Here is a 15,666-nt window from a genome sequence, read left to right on the forward strand (position 1 = left end):
AACCTCAACGTCTCCTCCGAGCGGCCCGGTGTCGCCGCGTACGGTACTGGTCACCGGCGGATGCGCGAGCGTCCACCGGGGAATCGTCCGTCGTCGGAAGGAGCACGTATGGCTGGGATCGAAGACATCAAGAACGCCGCTGAGAAGGCGGCCGGCAAGGCCAAGGAAGGCTTCGGCAACGCCACCGACAACGACCGCCTGAAGGCCGAAGGTCAGACCGACCAGGGCAAGGCCTCGGCCAAGCAGGGCGTCACCGACGTGAAGGACGCTGCACACGGCGTCGCCGACTCCTTCAAGAACGACAAGTAACGAAGCCGGTCCCGTACCGCGCTGCGAAGCCCCCGGATCCGATCGGATCCGGGGGCTTCGTCGTGTGCGGGGGACGCCGTTAGTGCAGGGCGCCCACCGAGGCGAGACCGGCACGGAGCAGCGCACCGCGACCGCCCTCCATCTCGTCTGCGACGGCGTCGGACGCGGCCTCCATCGGACTCATCCAGGTCAGTTCGAGGGCGTCCTGCCGGGGTTCGCAGGTCCCGGTGACCGGCACGACGTAGGCGAGCGAGATCGCGTGCTGCCGCTCGTCCGTGAACACCGAGGCGCCGGGCAGCGGGAAGTACTCCGCGACCGTGAAGGGGTTCGGGCTGGGCGGCAGCTGCGGGAACGCCATCGGCCCGAGGTCCTTCTCGAGGTGACGGAACAGCGCGGTGCGGATCGACTCGCCGTACATCACGCGACCGGAGACGAGCGTCCGGGCGATCGATCCGCTCGGGGACACGCGCAGCAGCACGCCGACCTCCGTGACGACTCCGAGGCCGTCGGTGCGCACCGGGACGGCCTCCACGTAGGTGATGGGCATGCGACGGCGGACGGTCGCGAGTTCCTCGTCCGACAGCCAGCCGGAGCCGGAGTCGGGGTCGGGGTCGGGGGTGCGGAGCGAGGCCATGCACCGTTCCTACCAGGCCAGGCGGCGAATCCGGTGCCGGAGGAGCACGGCGGTGGACGGATACCGTTGTCCCCATGGTGGATGCGGACGTCGTGCAGTGGACCCGATCGGCAGCGGACCGCGTCGGGACCCCGCTCCTCGTCGCCCTGCACGGGGTCGGGTCCCACGAGCACGACCTGCTCGGTCTGGCACCGGCCCTGCCCGCGGCGTGGACGGTGGCAGCGCTCCGGGCACCGGACCCGTGGGGGCCCGGCTTCAGCTGGTACCCGCTCGGGACGCCCGGGTCACCGGACCCCGCCGCCGCCGACGCGTCCGCGACCGCCGTGCTCGACTGGATCGACGCCGTCGCGGCCGACCACCCGCGGATCGGTCTGCTCGGCTTCTCGCAGGGCGGGTCGATGGCCCTGCAGCTCCTGCGCACGCGACCGGAGGCGTTCGCGTTCGCCGTCTCGCTGTCCGGCTTCGTGGTCCCCGGTGTCGACGACGGTCGTGACGACCGGCTGGCCGCCGTCCGACCACGGGTGTTCCTCGGACACGGGGACGCCGACACGGTCATCCCCGCCGAGGCCACCGCCAGGACCAGCGCGTGGGCGGCCGCACACACCCGGGTGACCGATCGGAGCTACCCGGGTCTGCCGCACGCGGTCTCCGCGGCGGAGCTGGCGGACGTCGCGGCGTTCATCGGCGACTGAGCCGGGACGGACGGTCAGTCCGCGAGGATCTGGAGGAGGTCCCGGCGCAGCTGGTCGACCTTCGCGGTGGCGGCGGTGAGTTGCGCCTCCGTGGCGGTGGTCCGGTACATGTGCAGCACGCCCATCGCCCTGCGGAGGGACTCGACGAACGCCCGCTGCGAGTCGGGGATGCCGGGCGTGGACTCCCACGCGGCGGCGATCTCGTCGGCCTTCGCCTCGACCTCGGCGCGTCCGGCGTCGGTGAGTTCGAAGAGCGTCTTGCGGCCGTCGCCCGTCGAGACGACGAGCTCTTCGTCGACGAGCTGCTGGAGCGTCGGGTAGACCGAACCGGGGCTCGGCTTCCATGCGCCGCCGGTGCGCTCGGCGATGGTCTTGATGACGGCGTACCCGTTCTGCGGGCCCTCGCCGAGGAGGCCGAGGACGGCGAGCCGGACGTCGCCGCGACGGCGGCGCTCGCGACCGGGGCCGAAGCCGCCGCCGAAGCCCGGGCCGAACCCGGGTCCGCCGAAGCCGGGTCCGCCGAAGCCCGGACCGGAGCCGCGACCGCCACGGCCGGCGGAGTCGTGGTCACGGCCCGGGAACCCGACGCCGTGGTGCTGGCGGGCGCCGCCGAAGCGGGGTCCGCGGGGCCCGCGACCGAAGGGGCCGCGGGGGGACGTGGTGCTGGTGTGGTCGTCCATGGAGTGCATGACGACTCCTTTCGTGGAGGATGGTCCACGACCAGGTTCGTACCGGTCGTGATGCTGTAACGATAGATCGGTACTGTTCGTTCTGTCAAGCAACGCCCGCATCAGGACGCTGTCGGTGGTGAGGAGCAGGATGGACCTGACCATGACGGACGTCTTCGAGCGCTTCTCCCCCGCCACCGCCGAGTGGTTCCGGGGTGCCTTCCGCGAACCGACGGCAGCGCAAGCCGGGGCGTGGGACGCCATCTCGACCGGACAGCACGCGCTCGTCATCGCCCCGACCGGCTCCGGCAAGACGCTGGCCTCGTTCCTCTGGTCGATCGACCGGCTCATCGCCTCGACCGACACCCCGCCGGCGAAGCAGCGGACCCGGGTGCTCTACGTGTCCCCGCTGAAGGCCCTCGGAGTCGACGTCGAGCGCAACCTCCGGAGCCCGCTGGTCGGCATCACCCAGACCGCCAAGCGGATGGGCCTGGAACCCCCGGACGTCACGGTCGGGGTCCGGAGCGGGGACACCCCCTCGTCCGACCGGCAGAAGCTCCTGCGGCTGCCGCCGGACATCCTCATCACGACGCCCGAGTCGCTGTACCTCATGCTCACGTCGAAGGCCCGCGAGACGCTCGTCAACGTCGACACCGTCATCGTCGACGAGGTGCACGCGGTCGCGTCGTCGAAGCGCGGCGCCCACCTCGCCGTCTCGCTCGAGCGCCTCGACGACCTGCTCGAGAAGCCCGTACAGCGCATCGGCCTGTCCGCGACCGTGCGTCCGGCGGAGGAGGTCGCCCGCTTCCTCGGTGGTCGTGCGCCGGTGCAGATCATCGCGCCGCCCGCGCAGAAGACGTTCGACCTCCGCGTGGTCGTCCCCGTCGACGACATGACCGAGCTCGGCGCCCCACCGGTCGGGGCGGACGCGACCTCCAGCCCGACGAACGGATCGATCTGGCCGCACGTCGAGGAGTCCGTGGTCGACCTCATCGAGCAGCACCGGTCGACGATCGTCTTCGCCAACTCCCGACGACTCGCCGAACGCCTGACCGCCCGGCTCAACGAGATCCACGAGGAACGGGCGCTCGCGACGACGGAGGTGGCCGAGCCCGTGGCCGCCGGCGTCGGCGCCGTGGCGGTCGCGCAGTCCCCGGGGCGGGCGTCTGCGCACGCGCCGGTGGCCCAGCCGAAGCGCCCCCCGGCCCAGCTCGTCGGCGGATCCGGACAGACCGAGGGCGGCGGCTCGGACCCGAGCGTGCCGGTGCTCGCCCGCGCCCACCACGGCTCGGTGTCCAAGGACCAGCGCGCGATCATCGAGGACGACCTGAAGTCCGGGCGGCTGCGCTGCGTGGTCGCCACCAGCTCGCTCGAACTCGGCATCGACATGGGCGAGGTCGACCTCGTCATCCAGGTCGAGGCACCGCCGTCGGTCGCGAGCGGCCTGCAGCGCGTCGGCCGCGCCGGGCACCAGGTCGGCGAGATCTCCCGCGGTGTGCTCTTCCCGAAGCACCGGGCCGACCTCGTCAACAGCGCCGTTGCCGTCGAGCGGATGGTCAGCGGGCAGATCGAGTCGATCTCGGTCCCCGCGAACCCGCTCGACGTCCTCGCGCAGCACACCGTCGCCGCCGGAGCGGTCGACACCGTCGACGTCGAGCACTGGTTCGACCTGGTCCGGCGCAGCGCCCCGTTCAGCGGCCTGCCCCGCTCGGCCTTCGACGCGACGCTCGACCTCGTCACCGGACGGTACCCGAGCGACGAGTTCGCCGAGCTGCGCCCGCGCCTGGTCTGGGACCGCGTGCACGGCACCCTGACCGGTCGTCCCGGTGCTCAGCGACTCGCCGTCACGAGCGGCGGGACCATCCCCGACCGCGGGATGTTCGGCGTCTTCATGGTCGGGGAGCGGGCCTCCCGCGTCGGGGAGCTCGACGAGGAGATGGTCTACGAGTCCCGCGTGGGCGACGTCTTCGCGCTCGGGGCCACGAGTTGGCGGATCGAGGAGATCACCCACGACCGCGTCCTGGTCAGTCCGGCGTTCGGGCAGCCCGGCCGCGTGCCGTTCTGGAAGGGCGACGGCCTGGGCCGACCGGCGGAGCTCGGCCGCGCGACCGGTGCCTTCGTGCGCGAGGTCGAGTCCGCCTCGGACGAGGACGCCCGCGCGCGGGTGGCGGGCGTCGGACTCGACGACCGCGCGGTCACGAACCTCATCACCTTCCTCCGCGACCAGCGCGCCGCCACCGGCCACGTGCCGAGCGACACGACGCTCGTCGTCGAGCGCTTCCGCGACGAACTCGGCGACTGGCGCCTCATCCTGCACTCCCCGTACGGCATGACCGTGCACGCGCCGTGGGCCCTCGCGGTCGCGGCCCGCCTGCGGGAGCGGCACGGGATCGACGGCGGGGCGATGGCCGCCGACGACGGCATGGTGGTGCGGATCCCGGAGACCGACGCCGAGCCTCCCGGAGCGGACCTGTTCGTCTTCGACCGCGACGACCTCGAGGCGATCGTCACCGACGAGGTCGGCGGGTCCGCGCTGTTCGCCGCCCGGTTCCGCGAGTGCGCCGCCCGGGCGCTCCTGCTCCCCCGCCGCGACCCCGGCCGCCGCTCGCCGCTCTGGCAGCAGCGCCAGCGGGCGTCCCAGCTGCTCGAGGTCGCCCAGAAGTACCCGACGTTCCCGATCCTGCTCGAGACCGTGCGCGAGGTCCTGCAGGACGTGTACGACGTCCCGTCCCTGCTCGGGATCGCGGACGAGATCGCCCGACGGCGCATCCGGCTCGTCGAGAGCGAGACCGAGCAGCCGTCACCGTTCGCCCGGACGCTCCTGTTCGGCTACGTCGCCGCCTTCATGTACGAGGGCGACTCCCCGCTCGCCGAACGTCGCGCTGCCGCCCTGTCGCTCGACTCGACGCTGCTCAGCGAGTTGCTCGGTCGGGCAGAGCTGCGTGAGCTCCTCGACCCCGCGGTCATCGAGGGCGTCGAGCGCGACCTGCAGCGGCTCTCCCCGGACCGCCGGGCGCGGGACGTGGAGGGCATGGTCGACGTCCTGCGGCTCGTCGGCGCGCTCGACCTCGAGGAGCTGCTCGACCGCAGCTGGCTCGCGGACGCCCCCGACCGGACCGAGGCGGGCACCACCCTGCGCACGGCACTCGAGGGGCTCGAGCACGACCGCCGGGTCCTGACCTTCTCGCACGCCGGCGCCACCCGGTGGGCCGTCATCGAGGACGCGTCCCGGCTTCGCGATGCGCTGGGCGTCCCGCTGCCGATCGGTGTCCCGACCGCGTTCGTCGAACCGGTCGCGGACCCGCTCGGGGACCTCGTCGGTCGGTACGCCCGCAGCCACGGACCCTTCAGTCTGCAGGAGGCAGCCGGTCGGCTCGGTCTCGGTGTCGCGGTCGTGCAGGACACGCTGCGTCGCCTGGTCGCCGACCGACGGCTGGTCGAGGGCGAGTTCCGACCGGACCGACAGGGCGCCGAGTGGTGCGACTCCGAGGTGCTCCGACGCATCCGCACGAAGTCGCTCGCGGCGCTCCGGCACGAGGTCGAGCCGGTGTCCCCGGACACGCTCGCCCGGTTCATGCCGGCGTGGCAGCACGTCCGCGTCCCCGGCACCCGCGGTGGGCTGCGCGGGATCGACGGCGTGCTGCAGGTCGTCGACCAACTCTCCGGTGTCGCCCTGCCCGCCAGTTCATGGGAGTCCCTCGTGCTGCCTGCCCGGGTGTCCGACTACGCCCCGAGCATGCTCGACGAGCTGACCGCCACGGGCGAGGTCCTCTGGTCCGGCGGCGGGACCCTGCCCGGCAACGACGGCTGGGTGCGCCTGCACCTCGCCGACACCGCGGCGACGACCCTGGCCGAGGCCGCCGGGGACGAGACGACCGAGCTGCAGCGGGACGTGCTCGGTGCCCTCGCCGGCGGTGGCGCCTACTTCTTCCGCCAGCTCGGCCAGGCCGTCGGGAGCACCGACGACAAGGCGCTGACGACCGCGCTGTGGGACCTCGTCTGGGCCGGACAGATCACGAACGACACCTTCGCACCGCTCCGGGCGATGCTCGGCGGCGCGGCGCGCACGTCCGCCGCGCCCCGGGCCCGGGCGTACCGCGGGCGTCGTCGGCCGACGCTGCCGACCCAGTCCGGACCGCCGAACGTCGGCGGCCGCTGGTCGCTCCTGCCGCTCGCCGAACCCGACGCGACCGTCCGGGCCGCGGCGACCGCCGAGCTCCTGCTCGAGCGCTACGGCGTCGTCACCCGCGGGGCCGTGCAGGTCGAGGGCGTCCGGGGCGGCTTCGCCGGGGTCTACCGGGTGCTCGCGAAGTTCGAGGAGTCCGGCCGCGCCCGACGCGGGTACTTCGTCGAGGGGCTCGGAGCGGCGCAGTTCGCCACCGGGCCGACCGTCGACCGGCTCCGCACGTACGCGAAGGACCTGGACGACGAGGAGCGGGCCGACCCGGACCGCACGCGAGAGGCGCTCACCCTCGCCGCCACCGATCCGGCCAACCCCTACGGGGCGGCGTTGCCGTGGCCGCACGACGCCGCTGACGAGGACGCCGACGGCTCGACCGGCACGGAGGCCGCGGGCACGTCCCCGGCGACCACCACCCCGCCCACCAAGACCGGACGGGGGCACCGACCCGGCCGCAAGGCGGGCGCGCTCGTCGTGCTCGTCGACGGCCAGCTCGCCGTCTACGTCGAACGCGGCGGCAAGAGCGTGCTGACCTTCACCGAGGACCCGGCCGACCTCGCGTCGGCGGCGACGTCGATCGCGGCCACCGTGCGGTCCGGGCTCGGCAAGCTGTCGGTGGAGCGGGTCGACGGGGAGTTCGTCCTCGAGTCGGCGCTCGGCACGGCGCTCCGCAGGGCGGGCTTCACCGCCACCCCGCAGGGACTGCGACTCCGTGCCTGAGTGGATCAGGCCTGAGGTGGATCGTGCCTGAGGGCGACACCGTCTTCCGCGCCGCGGCCCGCCTGCACGCCGCACTCGCCGGGAAGGTCCTGACCCGCAGCGACTTCCGTGTGCCCGCGTTCGCCACGCTCGACCTGGTCGGGCGGACGGTGGACGAGGTCGTGCCACGAGGCAAGCACCTGCTGCACCGGATCGGCGACCTCACCGTGCACTCGCACCTGAAGATGGAGGGCCGGTGGGACGTCTACCGGCCCGGCGAGCGATGGCGGCGTCCCGCGTTCCAGGCGCGCGTGGTGCTCGACGCCGCGGACGTGTCGACCGTCGGGTTCACGCTCGGGGTCCTCGAGGTCGTCCCGCGCGACCAGGAGTCCACCGTCGTCGGACACCTCGGTCCGGACCTGCTCGGCCCGGACTGGGACGCCGACCTCGCCCTCGCGAACCTCACCGCGGACCCCGAGCGACCGGTCGGCCTCGCCCTCCTCGACCAGCGGGTGATGGCGGGCCTCGGGAACGTCTACCGCAACGAACTCTGCTTCCTGCGGGGCGTGCTGCCCACGCGCCCCGTTAGCGAGGTGCGCGACCCCGCGCGGATGGTGACCATGGCCTCCCGGCTCATCATCGCCAACCGCGACCGGAGCAACCGCGTGACCACGGGCGTCGACCGCCCGGGGCAGCGGTTCTGGGTCTACAACCGGGCCGGCAAGCCCTGCCTGCGCTGTGGCACGCGTGTCCGGTCGGGCGACCTGGGCGAGTCGGAGCTCACGCTGCGGGACACCTACTGGTGCCCGCGCTGCCAGACCTGACTCAGTGGTCGACGGCCTCGACGATGCAGCTCTGGACCTGCTTCGCGGCCTTCGACGTCTCGGAGAAAGCGGACGGTGCTGCGGTCGCGGAGCCCTGCTCGTCGGCGACGACGTCCTCGGCGACCTTGTTCACCGGGAAGACCAGGCCGTCGAAGTCCTCGGCGGTGGGGTCCTCTTCCGTACCCCAGATGCCGACCTCGTCGTCGTTGGGGTCGTCGCTCGTGTTCGGGGCGACCGAGACGCCGAGGTACCAGCCCTCGTCGCTCTCCGTGACGCTGACGACGTCGGTGCCGTCGTGCGGGCCGACCGCCTCGTCGATCGCGTCGACGGCGGCGCTCGAGGCGACCCCGCACGGCGCACTGTTGCGCTGACCCGGGTCGGAGCGGGTCGCGGACTCCTCCGAGCCCGGCACCTTCCCGACCGGGTTGCCGTTCTGGGCACCGGCGTTCGAGCAGCCGCCGAGCAGCAGGCCGACGGTGGCGAGGCCGACGAGGGTGGCGGTGGTCTTCGCGCGCAAGGTGGTCATGCTCCCGACGGTAGGCCGCCTGAGGTGTGCCGGAGCCCAGGAGCGCGTCCCCCGACCGCGCTCCCGGTCCGGCACCCGCTACCCGCGCGCCATGATCCAGGCGAGCAGGTACGAGCGGGTGTTGCCGGTGTCGATGTCCTCCGCCGGCAGGTCCCGCGCGGCGGCCAACGCGGCCGTCGCCTGGCTGCCCGAGGCGAGCGCCCGGTACATGAGCAGGTAGTCCCCGAACTGCACCGCGTAGTCGCCCTCCGGCACGGCCTCGTCGAGGACCCGGGCGATCTGCCGCTTCCCGCCGGCCGCGACGTACTCCGTCGCGACCGCTGGCATCGGGATGAGCTCGATGCCCGCCGGAGCCGCCGGGTCCGCGCTGAACCACGTGGCGTGGTCCCGCTTGCCGCCCCAGTTCAGCGAGACGATCGTGTGCTCGAACCCGGGGAACGCCCGCAGGTCGGGGTCGAGCACGTCGCGCTGCGCGGACACGGCCTCGTTCGCGAGCAGCCAGCTGCCGAGTTCCGCGGTCGACCGGGAACCCGAGACCGTCCCCCAGCGGGCGAGCCCGTTCCAGGCGGACACGGCCTCGGACGAGGACTCCTGGTTGTTCCCGTCCGCGAACGGCGAGTACCCGGAGGCCCACGAGTGCTGCGCGTACGGGTCGTACACGCGGAGCTCCGGGAAGGACGCCGTCGCCTCCGGGGACGCGATGTCCGCGGCGACGAGGTCGAGCACGGGTGCCCACTTCGCCACGAGGTCGTCCGACCCGTCCGCCACGACCGCCGCTGCGGACAGCAGGTAGCCGTAGTGGAAGTGGTGGTCGTTGAACTCGTCCGACCCGTAGGAGGGCGCCTGACCGACCAGGCCCTTCACGGTGTCGTCGTAGCGGAAGCACCGCGTGCCGCTGACGCCGCAGCCCTCCGGGTCGGTCCACTGGTCGATCTGCGTGACCACCTGCTCCCGCAGGCCCGCGGCGACGTCGTCGAGGTCGAGCTGCGTGGCGAGCCGGTACAGGTTCGCGACCCGGTACAGGTCCTTGCCGCCGCCGTAGCTGTCGGCGCCGAAGGACGCCTCCGAGACCGCGCCGGCGTCCGCACGGACCTGACCGGTCAGCTCGTCGCGTTCGGACGAGGACAGCCGGGACAGGTCCAACCGGTCGTCGGCCTGGAGGCTCGGGGCCGCGAACCGGAGCACGTCACCGGTGCAGACGGGGGCGTCCCCGGTGATGGTCGCGTAGTGCAGACCCGTGCAGTCCAGACCCGTCGCGCCCTGACCGGGCTGCGGCACGATGACGGTGTCGCCCCGTGCCGCGGTGCGGTACCCGAGAGCGGTCCGCTGCTCGCCGTGGGTCGCGGTGCCGGTCGACGAGCGGGCGAGGGTGACCTGCTGCAACGGGGACGCCGCCGCGGTGGACAGGGCACGCACCTGCTTGCCGGTCGCGTCGTCGGGCACGGGGAAGAGGACGACGGTGCCCCCGCGACCGAGCTCGATCGCGCTGCCGCTGACGTCGCCGCTGGTGACGACGCCCCACGTGCGACCGTCGGCGGCGATGGTGCCCGTCGTCGTGCCGTCGGGGCCGTCACCGGTCGCGGTGATGCTCGAGGTCGCGCGCACGGTCTGTCCGGCCTTCGCCGTGTAGGACACGAGCGGGGACCCCTGCGCGAGGACGGTGTGCCCGACGACCCGGTCGCCGTCGCGGTGTTCGACCGTCACGGACACCTGGTCGTACGCGGACACGAGGGTCCGGTCGGCGCCGAGGTCGAGCCCGACCTGCTGCACCGCACCACCGGCGATCGTCTTCTCGGTGGCGCTCACCACGGGCAGCCCGGCGGCGAACCCGTCGTCGGTCACCTGCCACGAGATCGGGGTCGGGAAGACCGGCTGCGGTGCGGCGCCGTAGACCAGGCCGGAGAACCACCGGTTCGTCGGCGGGACGAGCCCGTCGGCGAGACGCATGGTGCCCGCGGTGGTCGTCGTCACGGCACCGAGGACGGCCAGGGCGCGGGCTTGGTCGCGGGCCTGTTCCCGGTCCGGACCGTCCGCGGACGGTGAGCCGGTCCCGGTGGCGCGGTCCGGGCCTCCCGTCCCGGTCTCGGTGCCGGTCCCGGTGCAGGCGGTGAGGACGAGCGCGGACGCGGCCACGAGGGCGACGGCAGCGGCACGGAGCCGCACGCTCAGATCCCGATCTGACGGAGGAAGTCGCGGAACGCGTCGGTGACACCGGCCAGCCGGCCGTCGTCGCGGAGGTGCAGGGTCGCGTCCACCGGGGTGCCCGGGCTCGTGACCCCGGACGACGGCGACGCCGACAGCTCCGGGCTCTCCACGGACACGGTCGTCTTCGCCTGGCCGTCGGCGTCGGTCACGACGCTGACGTTCTTGACGGTCCCCTCGATCGAGCGGTCGTTCGGCAGGCGCAGGTCGACGGTCGCACCGTCGGTGATCCGGCCGTAGTCGCGCGGGCTGACGAGGAACTCGGACGTGACGAACAGGCTCTTCGCCTTGTGGATCGTGCCGAGCTCCGAGCCGGCCTGCACGTACCCACCGGCCTTCACGTCGAGCTTCGCGACGGTGCCGGAGACCTCCGCCTTGAAGGTGATCAGGCCGTCGGGCTCGATCTCGTACGCGCTGGTGGTGGTGTCCGCGCCGACGACGCCCTTCCGGATGTCCTGGGCGAGTTGCAGGCTCTGGACCTGCATGAGCTCCTGCCCCTCGCGGACGGTGTCACCCTCCTCGACGTACTCCTCGGTGACCGTTCCGCCGTAGTCGGTGCCGACGGCGTACTCCTGTGCGGTGATGGCGGCCGAGGCACTCGTCACGGCGCTCCGCCGCTGGTTGAAGACGAGCGTGCAGGCCGCGACGACGACGAGCACGACCAGGATGCCGCCGTACAGGCGGAGTCGGTTGGTCCAGGTCATGATGCGACCTCCACGGCCGTCGGGGTGCCGGAGGCGGCGCTGGCGGTGATGACGTCGCGTGCGTTCTGCAGCGAGTCGGGGCGGACGACCTGGGTCCGGAGGGCGGGCGCGGGCTCGAGGCCGGCCGTGGCGAGGACGAAGACCGGAGCGGTGTCCGCGTCACGCTCCTGCCGGGCGGCCCGCCGGTTGACCGACTGCTCACGGAACGCCGTGACGATGAAGGCGCCGAAGATGACCGAGTTCGTGATGTTCCACGCGGTGGCGAGCGTCAGCTGCCCGTTCGACACGTCACGCCAGATCGCGACGACGCTCGTCAGGGACAGGAACACGAAGACGAGCACCTGCGGCACGATGAAGTTGAACGGCGACGGCGCCCGGCCCCGACCGGCTCCCGTGACGTGCCAGGCCTGCTCCTTCCCGCAGAGCACGTTCCACAGCGCACGGGCGTAGATCGGGAACGACACCGCGGCCAGGAGCAGGGTCTCGTACCGGAACGACCCGAGGGCGTAGAACGCCAGGACGACCTGCATGAGGTAGAAGCCGAGGTAGAACAGCACCCACTCGCCGACCCCGATCGACATGTTCATCGGGCGGAGGTCGAAGAAGATCTCGAGCGGCGGGACGAGCAGCAGCAGGCCGGGGACGATGCCGGTCAGGTAGAAGCTCGCGGTGACGAAGTACTGCAGGCGCTGGTCCATCGTGAGCTTGCGCTTCGGGTTGAACGGGAAGTGCGTGAGCAGGATCTCGAATCCGCCGGTGGCCCAGCGGAGCTGCTGCTTGCTGTACGCCTCGATCGTCTCCGGGGCGTCGCCGACCGCCAGGGTCATCGGGATGAAGACCGACTTCCAGCCGCGCTCGTGCAGGTGCAGGCTCGTCCAGACGTCCTCGGACTTCGAGTCGGTGTGGATGCCGCCGACGTCGTCGATCGCCGCACGGCGGAAGATCACGTTCGTGCCGACGCAGAAGGCCGCGTTGAACCGGTTCCGGCCGGGCTGGATGAAGCGGTAGAACACCGTCTGCATGTAGCCGGCGCCGCGGGAGACGAGGTTGTGCAGGTTGCCGTACGTCTGCGGGGTCTGCACGAACGCGATCGACTCGTCCGCGAAGAACGGGACGGTCTCGAACAGGAAGTCCTTCGCGGGCACGAAGTCGGCGTCGAAGACGGCGAAGTAGTCGCCCTTCGCGAGCGTCAGTGCGTGGTTGATGTTGCCCGCCTTCGCGCCGTTCGAGGACAGCCGACGGACGTACCGGGCGCCGAGGCGGTCGGCGAGGGCGCGCACGTCGTCGCTCCGGCCGTCGTCGAGGATCCACGTGCGGTGCTCGCCGCGCATCGCGACCGCGGCGGCGACGGTCGCGGCGATCTTCGTCAGCTCCTCGCCGTACACGGTGATGAAGACGTCGACGACGACCCGCTTGCCGCGGACGCGCATCGGCCAGCGGTGGCTGCGCTCGGCGAGCCCGTCACGGGCGATCTCGTCGGGGTCGAAGAGCGTGTCCTGGGTGTTGTGGAACGCGAAGTCACGCGGGTCGGTACCGCCGGACAGGATCGTCCACATCGACAGCAGGGACTGCCCGACGAGGACGCTCTCCGCGATGATGACGAGCCCGTAGGGCAGGAAGTCCCCGCGGTTGGCGGGGTTGAGCAGGAACACCGCGTAGGTGACGACGCCGAGCGTCGCCAGCAGCACGATGAGCACCATGACCGGGCTGTGGGCCCGGGTGTCGCGGTTGCGGGCGGCGGCGGGCTGCTCGGTCACGTGGACGACCGGTGCGGCCGGGCGGTCGGCGCCTTCGGCGCCTCGGGCGCCGCCGGCGACGAGGCCGCCGGAGGACCGGCGACCGGTCCGGCGACGGGGCTGCCCGTCGGCCGGGACCTCGATCACGGTGCGGTCGTCGGGTTCGGTCAGGGGTGCAGTGGTCGTCCGGGGTCGCCGGACGTCCGTGGGTGCGGACATGCGCGTTCTCCTGTCGGGTGTCGGAGATGTCGATCCGTCGTGCTCGCGGGGCACGACGGACGACGGGTGTCGGCGACGTCGGCGACAGGATCCGGACGCGGTGGTCCGGCACGGACGGAGGCCAGGGTTCCTCGTCCGGGGCACGGTGCTCGCCGTGGGTGCGGCGTGCACCGGAGGGTCCGCCCTCGGGAGGCGGGACCGTGTTCGGTGGGTTCGGGTCGAGCTGCTGACGGCCCGCGCCGTCAGTGGTGCGATCGTACGACACGACCCGCGACCGCCATGTGACGATCGTGTGAACAGACCCCCAGGTCAGGGGGCACGGGCGCGGCGCGGCGCTGCTCGTGCGTTCCGCGGACATCGGTCCGCTTGGGCGCGTCACCGGTCCCGCACCGCAGGTCAAGCCGGCCGATGCAGCCGTTCCGCAGCGACCGACCGCACGGCGTCCGTGACGCGTTCGAGCAGTGGTGACGCCGTCGTCCACCGCTGCCACCACAGCGCGACGTCGGCCCGCCGCCCCGGGGTGAGCTCGACGAGCGCACCTGAACGAAGCGCGTCGAGGCACTGCGCCTCGGGCAGGAGCCCCCATCCGAACCCGAGCTGCACCGCGCGCGCGAAGTCGGCGGAGTTCGGGACGTAGTGCCGTGGACCGCGCGGGGCGTGCCCGAGGACCCGCCGGAGGAATCCCTGCTGCAGGTCGTCGTCACGGTCGTAGTCGACGAGCGGTACCCGGTCGAGTCTGGTTGTCATGCGCCGCTCGGTGTCGGCGCCGTCCAGGTACCGACGGACGAAGGACGGCGCGGCGACCGCCCGGTAGCGATCGACGCCGAGCGGGACGGAGGAGCAGCCCTGGACCGGTGCCGCCTCCGCCGTGACCGCCGCCATGACCGTGCCGGAGCGCAGCAGTTCGGCCGTCCGGTCCTGGTCCTCACGGTGCAGGTCGAAGACCACCTCGGTGTCGTGCCGCACCAGGGCGAGGGCGTCGAGGAACCACGTGGCGAGCGAGTCCGCATTCACGGCGAGGGGGATCGAAGGGGTGTGTCCCGCCCCGTCGGCGCCCGGCATGGCGAGTGCACGCGAGGTCTCCTCGTCGAGCAACCGCACCTGCCTCGCGTGCCGGAGCACGACCTCGCCGTCGGCCGTGGGCGTGATCGGGGTGGTCCGCTGCAGCAGCACCCGCCCGACGAGTTGCTCCATCGCCTTGACCCGCTGTGAGACCGCCGACGGCGTGATCGACAGGGTCCGCGCGGCCGCGTCGAAGGTGCCCGTGTCGACGGCGGCAAGCAGTGTCTCGAGGTGGTCGCGCTGGAACTGCACCATGAGCGCAGCTTACGGCGCACCACGATCATGAGCTGTGCTGATCCAGCTCAGCACCGTACGGTTCCCCTGTGACCGCTCTCCTCCCCGCTCTCTCCGGCCTCGGCACCGGCCTGGCCCTCATCGTCGCGATCGGGGTCCAGAACACCTACCTGCTGCGGCTCGCGGTCAGCGCGCGTCCGGGTGTGGTGGCGGTCGCGGTGGCCGTGTGCTCGCTGTCGGACGCCGCCCTCATCGTCGCCGGGGTGCTCGGTGTCGGCGTGGTGGTCGAGCGGGTGCCCGTGGCGCTGCTCGTCATCCGGTTCGTCGGGGCGGCGTTCCTGCTCACCTACGGGGTGCTCGCGGCCCGGCGGGCGCTGCGCCCCTCGGACGAGGCGATCCGGCTCGAGGACCGTGCCGCAGACGACGGCACGCCGCCCGCCCGGCTCGGCGCGGGCCGTCCGGGTGGGCCGACCATGCGGGCCGCGGTCCTGACGATGCTCGTCTTCACGTGGGCGAACCCGCACGTGTACCTGGACACGCTGGTGTTCCTCGGGTCGGTGGCGAACCGACAGGGCGTCGACGACCGGTGGTGGTGGACCGTCGGTGCGGTGGCGGCGAGCTGCCTCTGGTTCGGTGCGCTCGGGTTCGGCGGACGGCTGCTGCGACCGCTGTTCGCGAAGCCGGTGACGTGGCGCGTGTTCGACGCCCTCGTCGCGGTCGTCATGCTCGCGTTCGGCGTGGCCCTGCTGCTCGGCGCCTGACGCCGCCGTGGCAAGGGCCGCCGCGGTTCGGACCCGTCCCTGCCGTACGCCGCGGTTCGACGCCCGCGGTTCGGGCCGGTCTGACGCAACGAGAGCCGGATCGAACCACGGTGTTCCGTGGTTCGATCCGGCTCTCGTTGTGCGGGTCCGGTCGGCGCTGGGACAGCGGCGGGTCCGGTCGGCGCTGGGTCCGGTCGGCGCGGGGACAGCGACGAC

At 72.6% G+C, this 15,666-nt stretch carries 12 protein-coding genes; 5 read left to right on the forward strand and 7 right to left on the reverse strand.

The features are described 5' to 3' along the window. Positions 1-108 precede the first annotated feature (108 nt). Positions 109-309 carry a CsbD family protein gene (locus DEJ34_RS14685; RefSeq protein ID WP_110824283.1) on the forward strand — a complete coding sequence of 67 codons (201 nt, stop codon included), beginning with the start codon at positions 109-111 and terminating at the stop codon, positions 307-309. Positions 310-388: 79 nt separating this feature from the next. Here DEJ34_RS14685 and DEJ34_RS14690 read toward each other — a convergent pair whose 3' ends face one another. Beyond that, on the reverse strand, positions 389-943 hold the full coding sequence (locus tag DEJ34_RS14690; RefSeq protein ID WP_110824284.1) for an NUDIX hydrolase family protein: 555 nt from the start codon (positions 941-943) through the stop codon (positions 389-391). Positions 944-1,017: 74 nt separating this feature from the next. Here DEJ34_RS14690 and DEJ34_RS14695 point away from each other — a divergent pair, with 74 nt between their 5' ends. After that, a complete protein-coding gene (locus tag DEJ34_RS14695) occupies positions 1,018-1,635 on the forward strand; it encodes an alpha/beta hydrolase (RefSeq protein ID WP_110824285.1) in 618 nt (205 codons plus the stop codon). A 14-nt stretch (positions 1,636-1,649) separates the two neighbouring features. On the opposite strand, the gene DEJ34_RS14700 is transcribed toward DEJ34_RS14695, so the two are convergent. Beyond that, complete coding sequence (locus DEJ34_RS14700) at positions 1,650-2,324, reverse strand: PadR family transcriptional regulator (RefSeq protein WP_258368146.1); 675 nt, start codon at positions 2,322-2,324, stop codon at positions 1,650-1,652. Between the two features lie 142 nt (positions 2,325-2,466). On the opposite strand from DEJ34_RS14700, the gene DEJ34_RS14705 reads away from it, so the two are divergent. Both DEJ34_RS14705 and DEJ34_RS14710 read left to right on the forward strand, forming a co-directional pair. Next, positions 2,467-7,203, forward strand: coding sequence for an ATP-dependent helicase (locus DEJ34_RS14705; protein WP_110910649.1), 4,737 nt, complete (start codon positions 2,467-2,469; stop codon positions 7,201-7,203). Positions 7,204-7,226: 23 nt separating this feature from the next. Then, on the forward strand, positions 7,227-8,006 hold the full coding sequence (locus DEJ34_RS14710; RefSeq protein WP_110910538.1) for a DNA-formamidopyrimidine glycosylase family protein: 780 nt from the start codon (positions 7,227-7,229) through the stop codon (positions 8,004-8,006). Position 8,007: 1 nt separating this feature from the next. Here the strand turns inward: DEJ34_RS14710 and DEJ34_RS14715 are convergent, their stop codons facing one another. The 5 genes from DEJ34_RS14715 to DEJ34_RS14735 all read right to left on the reverse strand — a co-directional run bounded on the left by DEJ34_RS14715 (position 8,008) and on the right by DEJ34_RS14735 (position 14,710). After that, a complete protein-coding gene (locus tag DEJ34_RS14715) occupies positions 8,008-8,532 on the reverse strand; it encodes a hypothetical protein (RefSeq protein ID WP_110889306.1) in 525 nt (174 codons plus the stop codon). Positions 8,533-8,610: 78 nt separating this feature from the next. Continuing rightward, positions 8,611-10,695: a glycosyl hydrolase gene (locus DEJ34_RS14720; protein WP_110910539.1), complete on the reverse strand. Its 2,085-nt coding sequence runs from the start codon at positions 10,693-10,695 to the stop codon at positions 8,611-8,613. Positions 10,696-10,697: 2 nt separating this feature from the next. Further along, positions 10,698-11,438: an efflux RND transporter periplasmic adaptor subunit gene (locus tag DEJ34_RS14725; protein ID WP_110900387.1), complete on the reverse strand. Its 741-nt coding sequence runs from the start codon at positions 11,436-11,438 to the stop codon at positions 10,698-10,700. Beyond that, a complete protein-coding gene (locus DEJ34_RS14730) occupies positions 11,435-13,393 on the reverse strand; it encodes a glycosyltransferase family 2 protein (protein WP_258368147.1) in 1,959 nt (652 codons plus the stop codon). The genes DEJ34_RS14725 and DEJ34_RS14730 overlap by 4 nt, the downstream gene beginning before the upstream one ends. A gap of 396 nt (positions 13,394-13,789) precedes the next feature. After that, positions 13,790-14,710: a LysR family transcriptional regulator ArgP gene (locus DEJ34_RS14735; RefSeq protein ID WP_220032781.1), complete on the reverse strand. Its 921-nt coding sequence runs from the start codon at positions 14,708-14,710 to the stop codon at positions 13,790-13,792. Between the two features lie 68 nt (positions 14,711-14,778). Here DEJ34_RS14735 and DEJ34_RS14740 point away from each other — a divergent pair, with 68 nt between their 5' ends. Next, a complete protein-coding gene (locus DEJ34_RS14740) occupies positions 14,779-15,450 on the forward strand; it encodes a LysE/ArgO family amino acid transporter (RefSeq protein ID WP_110910540.1) in 672 nt (223 codons plus the stop codon). Positions 15,451-15,666: the final 216 nt, after the last annotated feature.

The sequence above is a fragment of the Curtobacterium sp. MCPF17_050 genome, assembly GCF_003224435.2.
Lineage (GTDB): Bacteria > Actinomycetota > Actinomycetes > Actinomycetales > Microbacteriaceae > Curtobacterium.

Excerpts from the sequence above, each read along its gene's own strand:
- DEJ34_RS14735 (WP_220032781.1), bottom strand. The coding sequence starts at position 14,710 with ATGGTGCAGTTCCAGCGCGACCACCTCGAGACACTGCTTGCCGCCGTC.
- DEJ34_RS14695 (WP_110824285.1), top strand. The coding sequence starts at position 1,018 with ATGGTGGATGCGGACGTCGTGCAGTGGACCCGATCGGCAGCGGACCGC.
- DEJ34_RS14705 (WP_110910649.1), top strand. The coding sequence starts at position 2,467 with ATGACGGACGTCTTCGAGCGCTTCTCCCCCGCCACCGCCGAGTGGTTC.
- DEJ34_RS14715 (WP_110889306.1), bottom strand. The coding sequence starts at position 8,532 with ATGACCACCTTGCGCGCGAAGACCACCGCCACCCTCGTCGGCCTCGCC.
- DEJ34_RS14725 (WP_110900387.1), bottom strand. The coding sequence starts at position 11,438 with ATGACCTGGACCAACCGACTCCGCCTGTACGGCGGCATCCTGGTCGTG.
- DEJ34_RS14700 (WP_258368146.1), bottom strand. The coding sequence starts at position 2,324 with ATGCACTCCATGGACGACCACACCAGCACCACGTCCCCCCGCGGCCCC.
- DEJ34_RS14690 (WP_110824284.1), bottom strand. The coding sequence starts at position 943 with ATGGCCTCGCTCCGCACCCCCGACCCCGACCCCGACTCCGGCTCCGGC.
- DEJ34_RS14730 (WP_258368147.1), bottom strand. The coding sequence starts at position 13,393 with ATGTCCGCACCCACGGACGTCCGGCGACCCCGGACGACCACTGCACCC.
- DEJ34_RS14685 (WP_110824283.1), top strand. The coding sequence starts at position 109 with ATGGCTGGGATCGAAGACATCAAGAACGCCGCTGAGAAGGCGGCCGGC.